12 protein-coding genes and 1 pseudogene are annotated in these 15,148 nt (G+C 69.0%); 7 read left to right on the top strand and 6 right to left on the bottom strand.

Going from position 1 to position 15,148, the window contains the following annotated elements; genetic code table 11:
• Positions 1–7: 7 nt before the first annotated feature.
• Both gshB and ACFSCU_RS13695 read right to left on the bottom strand, forming a co-directional pair.
• Positions 8–955, bottom strand: a complete 948-nt coding sequence (gene gshB / locus ACFSCU_RS13700) for a glutathione synthase (RefSeq protein WP_180550172.1) — start codon at positions 953–955, stop codon at positions 8–10.
• Positions 952–2,148, bottom strand: a complete 1,197-nt coding sequence (locus tag ACFSCU_RS13695) for a benzoate/H(+) symporter BenE family transporter (protein WP_180550173.1) — start codon at positions 2,146–2,148, stop codon at positions 952–954. Before ACFSCU_RS13695 ends, gshB begins: the two co-directional genes overlap by 4 nt.
• 218 nt (positions 2,149–2,366) lie before the next feature.
• On the opposite strand from ACFSCU_RS13695, the gene ACFSCU_RS13690 reads away from it, so the two are divergent.
• The 3 genes from ACFSCU_RS13690 (at position 2,367) to ACFSCU_RS13680 (ending at position 5,710) form a co-directional block, all read left to right on the top strand.
• The gene (locus ACFSCU_RS13690; RefSeq protein WP_180550174.1) at positions 2,367–3,569 is read left to right on the top strand and encodes a CaiB/BaiF CoA transferase family protein; all 1,203 of its coding nucleotides are present in this window, start codon (positions 2,367–2,369) and stop codon (positions 3,567–3,569) included.
• A gap of 108 nt (positions 3,570–3,677) precedes the next feature.
• On the top strand, positions 3,678–4,658 hold the full coding sequence (locus ACFSCU_RS13685; protein WP_180550175.1) for a Bug family tripartite tricarboxylate transporter substrate binding protein: 981 nt from the start codon (positions 3,678–3,680) through the stop codon (positions 4,656–4,658).
• 86 nt (positions 4,659–4,744) lie between these two features.
• Entirely contained in the window at positions 4,745–5,710 is a 966-nt protein-coding gene (locus tag ACFSCU_RS13680) for a Bug family tripartite tricarboxylate transporter substrate binding protein (protein WP_180550176.1), read from the top strand.
• 183 nt (positions 5,711–5,893) lie between these two features.
• On the opposite strand, the gene ACFSCU_RS13675 is transcribed toward ACFSCU_RS13680, so the two are convergent.
• The 3 genes and pseudogenes from ACFSCU_RS13675 to ACFSCU_RS13665 all read right to left on the bottom strand — a co-directional run bounded on the left by ACFSCU_RS13675 (position 5,894) and on the right by ACFSCU_RS13665 (position 10,489).
• Entirely contained in the window at positions 5,894–7,765 is a 1,872-nt protein-coding gene (locus tag ACFSCU_RS13675; RefSeq protein ID WP_377560958.1) for a potassium transporter Kup, read from the bottom strand.
• Positions 7,766–8,119: 354 nt separating this feature from the next.
• Positions 8,120–9,406: a glutamate--cysteine ligase gene (gshA, locus tag ACFSCU_RS13670; RefSeq protein ID WP_377560957.1), complete on the bottom strand. Its 1,287-nt coding sequence runs from the start codon at positions 9,404–9,406 to the stop codon at positions 8,120–8,122.
• Between the two features lie 66 nt (positions 9,407–9,472).
• A pseudogene (locus ACFSCU_RS13665) lies at positions 9,473–10,489 on the bottom strand (sulfate ABC transporter substrate-binding protein).
• Between the two features lie 204 nt (positions 10,490–10,693).
• Here ACFSCU_RS13665 and ACFSCU_RS13660 point away from each other — a divergent pair.
• The 3 genes from ACFSCU_RS13660 (at position 10,694) to ACFSCU_RS13650 (ending at position 12,763) form a co-directional block, all read left to right on the top strand.
• Positions 10,694–11,713 (top strand): SLAC1 family transporter, encoded by a 1,020-nt coding sequence (locus ACFSCU_RS13660; protein WP_180550178.1) that lies wholly within the window; start codon positions 10,694–10,696, stop codon positions 11,711–11,713.
• A gap of 196 nt (positions 11,714–11,909) precedes the next feature.
• On the top strand, positions 11,910–12,488 hold the full coding sequence (locus ACFSCU_RS13655; RefSeq protein ID WP_377560956.1) for a cytochrome c oxidase subunit 3: 579 nt from the start codon (positions 11,910–11,912) through the stop codon (positions 12,486–12,488).
• 5 nt (positions 12,489–12,493) lie between these two features.
• Complete coding sequence (locus tag ACFSCU_RS13650) at positions 12,494–12,763, top strand: cytochrome C oxidase subunit IV family protein (RefSeq protein ID WP_180550179.1); 270 nt, start codon at positions 12,494–12,496, stop codon at positions 12,761–12,763.
• On the opposite strand, the gene ACFSCU_RS13645 is transcribed toward ACFSCU_RS13650, so the two are convergent.
• The gene (locus ACFSCU_RS13645; RefSeq protein WP_180550180.1) at positions 12,729–13,679 is read right to left on the bottom strand and encodes a LysR family transcriptional regulator; all 951 of its coding nucleotides are present in this window, start codon (positions 13,677–13,679) and stop codon (positions 12,729–12,731) included. The two genes, ACFSCU_RS13650 and ACFSCU_RS13645, sit on opposite strands and share 35 nt — an antisense overlap.
• A 103-nt stretch (positions 13,680–13,782) precedes the next feature.
• On the opposite strand from ACFSCU_RS13645, the gene ACFSCU_RS13640 reads away from it, so the two are divergent.
• Positions 13,783–14,631 carry a substrate-binding domain-containing protein gene (locus ACFSCU_RS13640; protein ID WP_180550181.1) on the top strand — a complete coding sequence of 283 codons (849 nt, stop codon included), beginning with the start codon at positions 13,783–13,785 and terminating at the stop codon, positions 14,629–14,631.
• The last annotated feature ends 517 nt before the right edge of the window (positions 14,632–15,148 follow it).

The raw sequence follows: 15,148 nt of genomic DNA, 5'->3' as shown, positions 1-15,148 counted from the left end.
GGCGGACTCAGCGTGCCACGGCCCGCTCGACCGCATCGACGAACAGCGCGGGCACGTCACAACCCGTCTGGTCGAGGATTTCGCGGAAGCCCGTGGGGCTGGTGACGTTGATCTCGGTCACCTTGGTGCCGATGATGTCGAGCCCGATCAGCAGCAGGCCGCGCGGCGCCAGCACCTGGCCGATGGCCAGCGCGGTGGCGCGGTCGGTGTCGGTGAGGGGCTGGGCCACGCCCTTGCCGCCCGCGGCCAGGTTGCCGCGCACTTCGCTGCCCTGCGGAATGCGCGCCAGCACGTAGGGCGCGGGCTGGCCGTCGATGAGGATGATGCGCTTGTCGCCTGCCACGATCTCGGGCAGAAACTTCTGCACCATGAAGGTGGTGGCACCGTGGTGGTTCAGCGTCTCGGTGATTGACCCCAAGTTCAGCCCGTCGGGCCCGACGCGGAAGATGCCCATGCCGCCCATGCCGTCCAGGGGTTTCAGCACGATCTCGCCGTGCTCGGCGTGGAAGCGCTTCACGTCCTCGGGCGAGCGCGTGACCAGGGTCGGGCCAAGGTACTGCTGGAACTCCATCACCGCCAGCTTCTCCGGGTGGTTGCGCAGCGCCTGCGGGCTGTTGATGACGCGCGCGCCTTCGCGCTCGGCCTGCTCCAGCAGGTGCGTGGCGTAGATGAATTCGGCGTCGAAGGGCGGGTCCTTGCGCATCAGCACGGCGTCGAATTCGCTCAGCGCAAGATCGCGCGTGCCGACCTCGGTGAACCAGTCATCCTCATTGCCCGTCAGGCGGATGTCGCGCACCTGCGCCATCACCTGGCCACCGCTTTGCCAGCGCAGGTGGCGCGGCTCGCACACGGCAATGGCGTGGCCGCGGCGCTGCGCCTCGCGCATCATGGTGTAGGTGGTGTCCTTGTAGGCCTTGAAGGATTCGATGGGGTCGGCGACGAAGAGCAGTTTCATGGTGCGGTGGGTTGGTTTCGGCCGTACTGTTGCACAAACAGCGCCACGCTGCCGGCCACCACGCCCCAGAAGGCCGAACCGATGCCCGCGATGACGACACCGCTGAGCGTGACGAGAAAGGTGATGAGCGCCGCCTCGCGCGTGCCCTCTTCCTGCAGCGCCTGCGTCAGCCCGCTGCCGATGCTGCCCAGCAGCGCCAGCCCGGCGATGACCAGCACCAGCGCATTCGGAAAGGCCGCCAGCAGCGCCGCGATCACCGCGCCGAACACGCCCAGCGCCATGTACAGCAGCCCGCACACCGTGGCCGCGGTGTAGCGCCGCGCCTTGTCGGGGTGGGCCTCGTCGCCCATGCAGATGGCGGCGGTGATGGCGCTGAAGTTGAGCGCGAAGGCACCGAACGGCGCCAGCAGCAGCGTAACGATGCCCGCCAGCGTGATCAGGCGCGACACCGGCAGCGCATAGCCGGTGGCGCGCATCACCGCCACGCCGGGCAGGTTCTGCGAGGCCATCGTCACCACGAACAGCGGCAGCGCCAGGCTGACCACCGCCTGCCAGGTGAACACGGGCGCCATGAACACCGGCCGCGCCAGCGCATCGCCCACGCTGGCGATGCCGGGCGAGCTGATCTGCCCCACCAGCCCGGCTACCGCGATGCCGGCCAGCAGCGTGGCCATCACGGCGTAGCGCGGCGCCAGGCGGCGACCGAGCAGGTACACGCCCAGCATCGTCAGCACCAGCGGCAGCGCTGCGGGCGCCGCCTCGAACGCCTGCAGCCCGAAGCGCGCCAGCACGCCGGCCAGCAGCGCTGCGGCAATCGCCATGGGGATGCGGTTCATCACGCGCTCGAACCAGCCGGTGGCGCCGGCCACGACGATGAGCAGCGCGCACACCATGAAAGCGCCCACGGCCTCACCCATGCCGAAGCCGCCCGCCACCCCGGCCGTCGCCAGCACGGCCGCGCCGGGCGTGGACCAGGCCACCATCACCGGTTGGCGCAGCACCAGCGAGGGCAGCGCGGTGCACAGCCCCATGCCCAGGCCCAGCGCCCACATCCACGAGGCGACCTGCTCCGGCGTGGCACCGAACGCGCGCGCCGCCTGAAACACGATGGCCACCGAGCTGCTGTAGGCCACCAGCACCGCCACCACGCCGGCGGTGGCGGCCGAAGGGCTCAGGTCCTTGAAAAAGCGCATGGCTGAAGAAGGGCTTGGCGCAAGGCCACAATGCTTTGTTATTGATAGCTGCCCGCGCTTTCAGGACGGGCGCTGGAGGCCGATTTGACCATGAATCAGCTGCCACACTGCAGCAGCACCACCTGCACGTGACCGCGCCGCGCGCGGCGCACCGTAGGATAGAAGACTTCACAACCTGCGGCCGCCCGCGCTGCCGCCCACCCACGGAGAAGACGAACATGAATGCCCCCGCCCCCATGGCCCTGGCCGGCGTGCGCGTGGTCGAGATGGGCCAGCTCATCGCCGGCCCGTTCGCCGGCAAGACGCTGGGCGAGTTCGGCGCCGATGTGGTCAAGATCGAACCGCCCGGCGCGGGCGATCCGCTGCGCAACTGGCGCCTCATCAAGAACGGCACCTCGGTGTGGTGGCAGGTGCAGTCGCGCAACAAGCGCTCGGTGGCCATCGACCTGCGCCAGCCGGAGGGGCAGCAGCTCGCACGTCAGTTGATCGCCGAGGCCGACGTGCTGGTGGAGAACTTCCGCCCCGGCACGCTGGAAGGCTGGGGCATGTCGCCAGACGAACTGCATGCGCTGAACCCGGGCCTGGTCATCCTGCGCATCTCGGGCTACGGCCAGACCGGGCCGTACCGCGACCTGCCGGGCTTCGGCGTGATCGGCGAAGCCATGGGCGGCCTGCGCGCCCTCACGGCCGAGCCGGGCCGCGTGCCGGTGCGCGTGGGCGTGTCGATCGGCGACACGCTGGCGGCGCTGCATGGCGTCATCGGCGTGATGATGGCGCTGTACCACCGCAAGGTGAACGGCGGCGCCGGCCAGGTGATCGACGTGGCGCTGCACGAGGCGGTGTTCAACGTGATGGAAAGCCTGATCCCCGAATACAGCGCCTTCGGCGCCGTACGCGAGGCCGCCGGCAGCGCCCTGCCCGGCATCGCGCCCAGCAACGCCTACGCCTGCACCGATGGCTGGGTGCTGGTGGCCGGCAACGGCGACAGCATCTTCAAGCGCCTCATGGCCACCATCGGCCGCGACGACCTGGGCGCGGCGCCCGACCTGGCCGACAACGCCGGCCGCGTGGCGCGCGTGGCCGAGATCGACGCCGCGATTGGCGACTGGACCAAGCCGCGCACCGTGCAGCAGGTGCTGGACGCCCTGGCTACCGCGCGCGTGCCCGCCGGCAAGGTCTACACCGCCAAGGACATCGCCGAAGACCCGCACTACCGCGCCCGCGACATGATCCTGCAGCAGCCCACGCGCGACGGCTACACCGTCGAAGTGCCCGGCATCGTGCCCAAGCTCTCGGCCACGCCCGGCACCGTGCGCAGCAACGCGCCGCATGTGGGCGACGACACCGATGCCGTGCTGCGCGAGATGGGCCTGAGCGCCGAGCAGATCGCGACGCTGCGCGACAAGGCCATCATCCAGTGAGCAGGCCGTGGCAAGGTGCCGGCGGCCGGGCCTGAATTGCGTTCCGCCCCGCCTGCAGGCGGGGCATGACAATTGAACCCTTGACTGAAGTTGAACAGGAGACCCTTGATGACCACCCCCACCCTGCGGCGCCGCCACCTGGCCGTGCTGATGCTCGCCAGTGTCACGGCCTTCGGTGCCACGGCGCAGGAGCGCTTTCCATCGAAGCCCATCACCATCGTCGTGCCGCAGGCCGCCGGTGGTGCCAACGACGCCATCGCGCGCGTCATCGGTCAGAAGCTGTCGCAGCAGATCGGCCAGTCGGTCGTCATCGACAACCGCCCGGGCGCGGGTGGCAACGTGGGTACGGCCTGGGTGGCCAAGACCAAGCCTGACGGCTACACGCTGCTGGTGCAGGCCGACAGCGCGCAGGTCATCAACCCCTGGCTGTACAAGAGCACCGGCTTCGATCCGGTGAAGGATTTCGAACCCGTGGCGCCGCTGGCCCACGCGGGCTATGTGCTGACGGCGCACCCGAGCTTTCCGGCCAACAACGTGAAGGAGCTGATCGCGCTGGCCAAGGCCAACCCGGGCAAGTACCACATCGCCTCGGCCGGCAACGGCACGCTGAACCACCTGATCGGCGAGATGCTGGGCAAGGCCGCCGGCATCGAACTGACGCACGTGCCCTACAAGGGCTCGGCTGCCGCCGCCACCGACGTGGTGGGCGGGCAGGTGCCGCTGTCGGTGCAGTCGCTGCCGTCGTCGATTGCCTTCATCAAGAGCGGCAAGCTGAAGGTGCTGGGCGTGGTGAACGAGAAGCGCGTGGCCGCGCTGCCCGATGCGCCCACCATCGGCGAGACGATCAAGGGCTTCGGCAAGACGCCGTGGTACGGCATGTTCGCGCCGGCGGGCACGCCCAAGGCCATCGTCGACCAGCTCAATGCCGAGGTGATGAAGGCGCTGGACGACAAGGACGTGATCGACAAGCTGGCCGGCGTGGGCGCCGAGCCGTTCAAGGGCACGCCGGCGCAGCTGGGCGCCCTGGTCAAATCCGACCTCGCGCAGTGGAAGCAGGTGGTGGCCGACACCGGCGCCAAGGTGGACTGACCTGAAAAACAAGCTAAATCAGCCTTCAGCGCCCGCCCATCCAGCGCGAGCAGCTATTTAATTCATAGTCAACAGGAGACAAGACCATGCAACTCACCCGCAAGCATTTCATCGCCCTGACCGCCGCGCTGGTGGCCGGCAGCGCGTTCGCGCAGGGCTACCCGAGCAAGCCGATCACGCTGGTCGTACCCGCCGCGGCGGGCGGCACCACCGACCTGGCCGGCCGCATGCTGGCGCAGGGCCTGAGCACGGTGGTGGGCCAGCAGGTGGTGGTCGACAACAAGAGCGGCGGCAACGGTGCCATCGCAGCGGGCATCGTCAAGCGCGCGCCGGCCGATGGCTACACGCTGCTGATGCAGTACTCGGGCTACCACGTCATCTCGCCGCACCTGATGAAGCAGCGCCAGTGGGAGCTGGCCGACTTCCAGCCGATTGCCAACATCCTGTCGGCGCCGCAGATCATCGTGGTGCGCGACGACGTGCCGGCCAAGACGCTGGCCGAGCTGGTGGCCTACGCCAAGGCCAACCCGGGCAAGCTGAACTACGCCTCGTCCGGCAACGGCTCGCTGCAGCACGTGACGGGAGCCATGCTCGAGCAGCAGGCCGGCATCAAGATGGTGCACGTGCCGTACAAGGGCACCGGCCCGGCGCTGCAGGATCTGCTGGCCGGCCAGGTGCAGCTGACCTTCGGCACCGCGCCGCCCTTCATGCAGCACATCCAGGGTGGCAAGCTGCGCGTGCTGGCCGTGACGGGCGCCGAGCGCCTGCAAAGCCTGCCCGATGTGCCGACCACCGCGCAGGCGGGTTACCCCAAGCTCACACCCACGTCGTGGTTCGCCCTGTTCGCGCCCGCCGCCATGCCCAAGGACATCGCCACCAAGCTGGCCGCCGATGTGCAGAAGGTGATGGCCGACCCGGCCTTCAAGCAGAAGGCGCTGGAGCAAGGCGCCACGGCCGACTACCAGACGCCCGCGCAGCTGGGCGACAAGGTGAAGGCCGACTACGCCGAATGGGCGAACGTCATCAAGGCGTCGCAGATCGAGGCGGACTGAGGGCTGGCCCAATGACGAATGACGAATGACGAACGACCGCCGGCTGGCGCCGGCATGACGAATGAGCCGGGGCCGGTGGGGCGCAACGCCACCATCCCGCATGGATTGATCGGGAGTATAAGATGTTAGCGCCCTGTTTCAGGGCGCCAGCGGCCATATGCATTGGGAGTATATGGCAGCCCATCAGATCTCCACCTTGCTGCCCAGTTCCACCACCGCGTTGCTGGGCAGGTTCAGGAACTCGGCCGCGCCGGTGGCGCTGTGGTGCATCTGCGCGAACAGCTTTTCGCGCCACAGTGCCATGCCCTGCCCCAGCGTGGGCGTGACGATGTCGCGCGAGAGGAAGTAGCTGGTGCTCATCGGGTTCAGGTCGATGCCGCGCCCGGTTAGCAGCGCCAGCGCCTTGGGCAGGTTGATGTCGTTCTTGAAACCGTAGTTCAGCGTCACCTGCCAGCAGTCGTGGCCCAGCGGCTCCACGCTCAGGCGCTTGTCCATGCCGATCCACGGCACTTCGTGGCTGCGCACGGTGACGAACAGGTTCTGCTGGTGCAGCACCTTGTTGTGCTTCAGGTTGTGCATCAGCGCGTTGGGCACGATGTCGGGCTGCGCCGTGAGGAACACCGCCGTGCCATCCACCCGCGCCGGCGGGCTGACGAACACCGATTCGAGGAAGGACGCGAGGTCGATGGACGTGTCGCGCAGCGACTGGTTGAGCTGCTCGCGCCCGTCCTTCCAGGTGGTCATCAGCATGAAGATGGCGCCGCCGATGAGGATGGGGAACCAGCCGCCCTGGAACAGCTTGAGCAGGTTGGAGCTGAAGAAGGCAATGTCGATGGCGAAGAAGAAGCCCGTGGCCGCGATGCACAGCGCCAGCGGATAGCCCCAGCCGTAGCGGATGACAAAGAAGGTGAGCACGGTGGTGATCGTCATGTCCAGCGTCACCGCGATGCCGTAGGCCGCCGCCAGGTTGCTGGACGAGCGGAACAGCACCACCGCCAGCACGATCATCGCGAACAGGCCCCAGTTGACGAAGGGCATGTAGATCTGCCCCGTGTCCTTGGTGCTGGTGTGGCGGATCTGCAGGCGCGGCAGGTAGCCGAGTTGGATGACCTGCTTGGTGACGCTGAAGGCACCGCTGATGAGCGCCTGCGACGCAATCACGGCCGCCATGGTGGCCAGGCCCACCAGCGGCAGCGTCAGCCACTCGGGCGCCATGTGGAAGAAGGGGTTTTCCACCGCCTCGGGCTCGGCCAGCAGCAGCGCGCCCTGGCCGAAGTAGTTGAGCGTGAGGCAGGGCATGACGATGGAAAACCAGGCCACGCGGATCGGCTTCTTGCCGAAGTGCCCCATGTCGGCGTACAGCGCCTCGCCGCCGGTCACGCACAGCACCACCGCGCCGAGGATGATGAAGGTGATGCCCGGATGCGCGAAGATGAAGCGCAGCGCGTGGTGCGGGCTGAGTGCCCACAGGATTTCGGGGTGGTCAATGATGTGCCACACGCCCATCGCCGCGATGACGAGGAACCACAGCACCATCACGGGCCCGAAGAAGCGGCCGATGCCCGCCGTGCCGCGCTTCTGCACCCAGAACAACACGAACAGAATCGCCAGCGTGACCGGTATCACCGCTTTGCGGAACGCGGGCGAGACCACGTCCAGCCCCTCCACCGCCGACAGCACCGTGATGGCCGGGGTGATGACGCCGTCGCCATAGAACAGGCAGGTGCCGAAGATGCCGATCAGCAGCATCCACTTGCGCAGCGCGGGCGCCTTGTCCTTCACGCTTTGCGAGGCCAGCGCCAGCATGGCGACCAGCCCGCCCTCGCCATGGTTGTCGGCGCGCAGCACCAGGGTGACGTATTTCAGCGAGACGATGATGGTCAGCGTCCAGAACACGATGGACAGCACGCCGTACACGTTGCCATGCGTGAACGGTACGTGGCCCGAGCCGAACACCTCCTTGATGGTGTACAGCACGCTGGTGCCGATGTCGCCGTAGACGACACCGATGGCGCCCAGAGTGAGGGCGCCGAGAGAGGATTTGGAGGCGGACACAGAAAGTCGCCGGCCCTGGCCTGAAACAGCGGGGTGGGGCGCGGCGCCAAGAATGCGTTGGCGCGATTGTGCGCCGGTGCGGCGCGGCTGTGGCGGTCTTTTTGGCGAGCCGGTGCGGTGGTTGTCGTGCGCCGGCAACTGGGTGCATGTCACCGGCGACCTGCGCGGGCCAGGTGCGGTGGCACGGGGCATCAAGGCCGGGGGGGACTTACCGAATTATTCGGATATCGAAAACAGCCTCTCGCGCTTGAAAATCAGGCGCAAGCAGCTCCCATATTGATGGCAACACATGGCTTCAAATCGCTATCACTTGTTTTGCACCCTGCACAGGGTCGGCGACACGTTCGTGGCGACTCACTCCAGGCTCTGCAGCTCCGGGTCGGTCGCTTCCAGCTCGTAGCTGGCCGCCACCATGGCCAGACGCGCGATGACGCCGTACATGTAGAAGCGGTTGGGCGCGCTGGCGCCCGCCTTGGCGCCCGGCTTGGGCAGTTGCGCCGCGCTGGAGAAGGCCAGCGGCACGAAGTGCGCGCCGGGCGCATTCAGGTTCTCGTCCTCGCCGCGCTCGGCGTGCACGCGGTAGAAGCCGCCCACCACGTAGCGGTCGATCATGTACACCACCGGCTCGGCCACCGCGTCGTGAATGCGCTCGTGCGTCAGCACCCCTTCCTGGATGATCACCTCGCCCCGGGGCACGATCTGCGCCGCCTTGGCGCGCGGCTTCTGCAGCAGCGGCTCCAGATCCTTCACGTCGCGCACCGTCAGCAGGCCCGCACCGTGCGTGCCCTGGTCGGCCTTGACGACGACGAAGGGCTTCTCGTTGATGCCGTACTCCTTGTACTTGCGGCGCACCTTGGTCAGCAGCGCATCGACGTTGGTGCGCAGGCATTCGCCGCCGCTGGCCTCGCGGATGTCGACCTCGCCGCAGCTGGCGAACATGGGGTTGATCAGCCACGGGTCGATGCCCAGCAGCTTGCCGAAGCGCTTGCTCACTTCTTCATAGCACTGGAAGTGGCGGCTCTTGCGCCGCACGCTCCAGCCGGCCTGCAGCGGCGGCAGCAGATACTGCTCGTGCAGGTCTTCCAGAATGCCGGGCGCGCCGGCCGACAGGTCGTTGTTCAGCAGGATGGTGCAGGGGTCGAAGTGCTTCAGCCCCAGCCGGTAGCGCGTGCGCTGCGCCGGCTCCAGCGTCAGCGTCTCGCCGTCGGGCAGCGCGATGGTGCTGCTGCGCTTGATGGCCGGGTCGATGGAGCCGAAGCGCACGTTCAGCCCCGCCATGCGGAAGATCTCCTGCAGCCGCGCCAGGCTGGCCAGGTAGAAGCTGCCGGGCTTGCCGTTCTCGGGCACGATCATCAGGTTGCGCGCCTCGGGGCAGATCTTCTCGATGGCCGCCTGCGCCGCCTGCACCGCCAGTGGCAGCACGTCGGCCGACAGGTTGTGCCAGCCGTCGGGGTACAGGTTGGTGTCCACCGGCGCCAGCTTGAAGCCGGCGTTGCGGATGTCGACCGAGCAGTACAGCGGCGGCGTGTGCTCCATCCACTCCAGGCGGAACCAGCGCTCGATCACCGGCGTGGCGTCGAGGATGCGCTGCTCCAGCTCGTTGATGGGGCCGGACAGGGCAGTGACGAGGTGAGGAACCATGGGCGGCGGGCGTGAGGCGACAGTGCCCGCCAGTGTAGTGGGCTGCCGCGGCGCGCCGCGCCACGTTCAACGGGCGGTGTAGATCTGGTCGAAGTGCCCGCCGTCGGCAAAGTGCGCCTGGCTGGCCTGCGCCCAGCCGCCGAAGGCCTGGTCGATGCTGAAGAGCTGAAGCCTGGGGAACTGCTTCGCATACCGGGCCGCGGCCTTGTCGGAGGTGGGCCGGTAGAAGTGCTGGCCGGCCAAGTCCTGGCCCTCGTCGCTGTACAGGTAGTCCAGGTACGCCTGCGCCACGGCGCGGGTGCCGCGCCGGTCGACGTTGCGGTCGACCACGGTCACCGCCGGCTCGGCCAGGATCGACAGGCTGGGGTAGACGATCTCGAAGCGGCCGCCGAACTCCTTGTTCAGCAGGTGCGCCTCGTTCTCCCAGGCGATCAGCACGTCGCCCTGGCCGCGCTGGGCAAAGCTGACGGACGAGCCGCGCGCGCCGGTGTCGAGCACGGGCACGTTGGCGTACAGCCGGGCGACGAAGTCCTTGGCCTTGGCGTCGCCGCCCAGCTTGCGCCGGGCGTATTCCCACGCCGCCAGGTAGTTCCAGCGCGCGCCGCCGCTGGTCTTGGGGTTGGGGGTGATGACCTTCACGCCGGGCTTGGCCAGGTCTTCCCAGTCCTTGATGCCCCTGGGGTTGCCCTAGCGCACCACCAGCACGATGGTGGAGGTGTAGGGCGCGCTGTTGTGCGGCAGGCGCTTCTGCCAGTCTTTCGGGATCCAGCCGCCGTGCGCGTGCAGCGCGTCGGTGTCGCCGGCCAGCGCCAGCGTGGCCACGTCGGCGGCCAGCCCGTCGATGATGGCGCGCGCCTGCTTGCCCGAGCCGCCGTGCGACTGCTTGATAGTGACGACCTGGCCGGTCTTGCCCTTCCAGTGCGCGGCAAAGGCCTGGTTGAAGGCGACGTAGAACTCGCGCGTGGGGTCGTAGCTGACGTTGAGCAGCGTCACGGGCGCGGGCTGCGCGAACGCCGGCGCGCCGGTGGCGGCCAGGGTGGCGGCGGCCAGCGCGCGCAGGGCGGTGCGGCGGCGAAGGGACATGGCGAAACTCCTGCAGACCAATCGTGTTGAGAAGGCCGCGATGCTGCCGGCGGACGCCGCGCGCGGGAACGATTCTTTTCTTGTTTGCTTATGCCGGGCGCCGCCGGCTTACCCAAGGCATTGAATGAAATGCCGCCGCAGCGCTTGACCACACGGCGCCTGAAGCTATTGAAAAAATAGCGTCCATCGTGGCATCATCACCCCATGCCGCAACGCCCCGATGCCCTGAAGTACCTCGCCTTCAACTGGTTTGCCGTCGTCATGACGCTGGCGGGGCTGTCGCTGGCCTGGGGGCGGGCCACGCCGATCCTGGGCGACATGGCCGGCGCCGGCGCGCTGGTGCTGGGCGCCGCGGCGGCGCTGGCGCTGCTGGGCCTGCTGGTGCTGTCGTGGATGCGCTGGCAGCACTACCCCGAGGCGGTGGCGGGCGACATGAAGCACCCGGTGCGCCACGGCTTCATCGCCACGCTGCCGGTGTCGCTGATCCTGGTGGCCACGGTGGCGGCCTCGCTGTTCGGCGCCGAATGGTGGGTGGTGGGGCTGTGGTGGCTGGGCTCGCTGGCGCAGTTCGGCGTCACGCTGTGGGTGCTGGCGCGCTGGCTGAGCGCCGACAAGACCCAGGCCTTCAGCTGGCCGGCGCTGACGCCGGTGCTGATCGTGCCGGTGGTGGGCAACGTGCTGGCGCCGCTGGCCGGCACGAGCCTGGGCGCGGGCGCCTGGGCGGCGGCGCAGTTCGGCATCGGCCTGCTGCTGTGGCCGGTGCTGCTGGCGCTGCTGTTCGCGCGCATCGCCACGCACGGCATGTGGCCCGAGCGGTTGCTGCCCACCACCTTCATCAGCATCGCGCCGCCGGCGGTCATCGGCACCGCGGCGCTGCAGCTGGGCGGCCCCGTGGTACTGGGCTGGATGTGCTGGGGCGTGGCGCTGTTCTTTCTGCTGTGGAGCGCGCAGATCGGCCGCCGCATGCTGGCGCAGCCGTTCTCGATCGCCTTCTGGTCGATGGGCTTTCCGCTGGCGGCGTTCGCCTCGCTGAGCCTGCGGCTGGCGGTGCAGCACCCGGGCGCGCAGGCGCCGGCCATGATGGCGCTGGCGCTGGCCTCACTGGTGACCGTGGTGCTGGGTATCGCCACCTGGAAGGGCTGGCGCGAAGGCAGCCTGCTGCAGCCCGAGCCGGTCGCCATCGTCGCCGTGCCGGGCAGCCCCACGGCGCCGGGGCCGCAATGAGCGGGCCGCAGCGCCGCCGGCGGCTGGAAGGGGGGGACTTGTCAGATTTTCTTGACCATGAAAAACGCCGCTTGCGCCCGAACAGTGGGCGCCAGCAGCTCTTTTTCATGAATCGGTAAAGCCCGCCAAATGGCTATCGCCTGCTTCATCGTCAGCCACCGGCCGCCTGCCCCGCCCGCCGCCGCCTGATCGCCCCATGCCCGCCGCCGCCCGCCCTGCCCCACGCCTGCCGGGTGACGTGTTCATCTGGTACGTCATCCTGCTGGAGGGCGCCACCTTCTGCGTGCTGTTCGGCGCCTTCGCGTTCACGCGGGTGCGGCACCTGGAGCTGTTCAACGCCGCGCAGCAGCAGCTGGACCTGAGCGCCGGCGCCATCAACACCGCGCTGCTGCTGACGGCCAGCTGGTGCGTGGCGCGCGCCGTGCTGGCGGTGCGCGGCGGCACGCGCGGCACCGCGCTGGGCTGGCTGGCCGCGGGCATGGCCGGCGGCGCGGGCTTCGTGGGGCTGAAGCTGAAGGAATACGGCGACAAGTTCGACCAGGGCATCGGCCTGGGGCAGGACAACCTGTTCTTCGACTTCTATTTCATCCTCACCGGCTTCCACCTGCTGCACGTGCTGGCCGGCCTGCTGGCGCTGGGGCTGGTGGGCGTGGGGCTGATGCGCCAGCGCCGCGACGCGCTGAACGGCCACGCGCTGGAGACGGCCGCCGCCTTCTGGCACCTGGTCGATCTGCTGTGGCTGGTGCTGTTTCCCCTCGTCTACGTCATGCGGTGACTGCGATGAAACCGAAGCTGCTTGACCTCATCTGGCTGCTGCTGCTGGCGGCCACCGCCTTCACCTGGTGGCTGGGCCACACCGGTGCGCTGGCCGTGCCGCGGCTGTCCATCGTGGCGCTGGTGTTCGGGCTGGCCTGGCTGAAGGGCGTGGGCGTGATCCTGGAGTTCATGGAACTGCGCCACGCGCCGGCCGCCTGGCGTTGGGCGCTGATCGGCGGGCTGAGCTTCATCACGCTGCTCATCGTGCTGGCGTACGCGCTGGCGCAGCGCTAGGGGCGATCGGCGTCAGCCAGCGACCGGGCAGCGCGGTGGCCAGCAGATCGTGCAGCGCCGCGGCGGCCGGCGGCAGCGGCCGGTCCACCGGCGTGACGAGGCCCAGCACGCGCTCGACCACCGGCTCCACCAGCCGCACCGCCGCCAGCGTGGCATGGCGCGCCGGCACGCCCAGCCGCGGCAGCGCGGCCAGGCCCAGCCCGGCCTCGACCAGCGCCAGCGCGCCGGCCACGTGCTCGGCCTCGTGGAAGACTTCCGGGCGCGCCGGCAGCTCGGCCAGCGCCTGGTCGATCAGCACGCGGTTGCCGCTGCGGCGCGACACCGCCACCATGCGCTCGTCCGCCAGTTCGGCCCAGCGCACCTGGCGCCGCCGCGCCCAGGCGTGCGTGCGCGGCAGCACCAGCACGTAGGGCTCGCGCCCGAGCTGCGCAAACCGCACCTCGGGCGCCTGCGCACCGACGAAGTCGATGCCGAAATCGGCCTCGCCGCCGGTGACCGCCGCCAGCACGGCGCTGGCGCTGCCGTCGAGCAGCTGCACGCGCACGCCCGGAAAGCGCGCCGCGAACGGCCGCAGCACCGCCGGCAGCACCTGCGTGGCCAGCGTGGGCACGCAGGCCACGCGCACCTGGCCGCGCCGCAGCGCCTTGTCGCCGGCCAGGCGCAGCACCGCGTCCTGCAGGCTGCCCAGCGCCAGCCGCGCCGGCGCCAGAAAGTCGCGCCCCGTGGCGGTGAGCGCCACGCGCCGCGTGGTGCGCGCCAGCAGCGCCGTGCCCAGCGCCGCCTCCAGCTTGTCGATGCGGCGGCTGAGCGCCGGCTGCGACAGGTGCAGCGCCTCGGCCGCGGCGCGAAAGCTCTGCCGCTCGGCCACGGCGACGAACGCCTGCAGTTCGGCCAGATCGAAATTCATGCGTTTCATGCATCAATTTTGAAGAAAGATGCAATTCACATCGCAGGCGACAAACCCTAGCATCGCGCCCGGCTTCCGCATGAACCACGCCAGCACCACCAGGAGACACCCCATGCACCCCACCCCACCCCGCCAACCCGCGCGCGCCGCAGCCACCTTGACGCGCCGCGCCTTCGTCGCCGTCAGCGTGGCGCTGCTGGGCGCCTGCAGCAGCACCGGCAGCCTGCAGGCGCCGGCTGCCGCGCCCGTCAACGAGGTGCGCGTGGTCAGCTCGGGCGGCTTCACCGCGGCTTACAAGGTGCTGGCGCCGCTGTACGAGCAGGCCAGCGGCGTGAAGATCGTCAGCAGCTACGGCGCCTCGATGGGCACGGCGCCGGACTCGATTCCGAGCCGGCTGGCGCGCGGCGAGAAGTTCGACATCATCATCCTGGCCGATTCGGCGCTGGACGGCTTCATCGCCAAGGGCCAGGCCGTGCCGGGCAGCCGCGTGGACCTGGGCCGCTCGCTGATCGGGGCCTCAGTGAAGAAGGGCACACCCAAGCCCGACATCAGCAGCGTGCCGGCGCTGAAGGCCGCGCTGCTGAACGCCAAGTCGGTCGCCTATTCGGCCAGCGCCAGCGGCACCTATTTGTCGGAAGAGCTGTTCCCCAAGCTCGGCGTGGCCGACCGCATGAAGGTGACGGCGAAGAAGATCATGAGCGAGCGCGTCGGCGCCGTGGTGGCGCGCGGCGACGCAGAGCTGGGCTTTCAGCAGGCCAGCGAGCTGCTGCCCTTCACCGAGCTGGACTACCTGGGCCCGCTGCCCGACGAGGTGCAGCAGAAGGTGTTCTTCTCGGCCGGCGTGCTGAAGGACGCGCCCAACCCCGAGGGCGCGCGCCGCTTCATCCGCTACCTGGCCTCGCCGGCCGCGGCGGGCGTGATCGAATCGACCGGGCTGAGCCCGGTGGCGCGCAAGCCATGAAGCATCGGCGCCGCGTCGTGCCCGGCAACGGACGCGCAGGCAGGTGCGCCTTCAGCACAGCGGGTTGATGGGAGAGCTGTCGACTGGAAGATGCGCTGAATTCTTGAACGCAGAGGACGCCAAGACTTCGCAAAAGGCGCAGAACGAGATGGTGAAAACCTTGCGCGGCTTCAGGTTTCACAAGTGAGGGTGGCGATCTTCCTTGCTTCATGATCAAGAAGCGTCAGATGACGCTCGGGCCGCATCCGCCGTGTGGGAGCGGGCTTGCCCGCGATCAAGCGTTGGTGGCGACGAGGCGCCTGATCGCGGGCAAGCCCGCTCCCACAACAGGGTCGGAGACTGCTTGACAGTCAAGCTTCCTTGATGAGCGTCAGACGATGCTTCTGCGTCTTCTGCGCTGCCTTGGCGACTTCTGCGTTCAAGGGTTTTTCAAGTGGCTTTCTTTCGAAGCCATGAGCGCACGGCGCAGGCGGGCGGCGACAATGCCCGCCTGGCCCACTTCCCGACGCGCCTCCGG

This window comes from Ottowia beijingensis (genome assembly GCF_042680925.1).
Classification (GTDB): domain Bacteria; phylum Pseudomonadota; class Gammaproteobacteria; order Burkholderiales; family Burkholderiaceae_C; genus Ottowia; species Ottowia beijingensis.
This window is presented reverse-complemented; position numbering and strand designations above follow the sequence as displayed.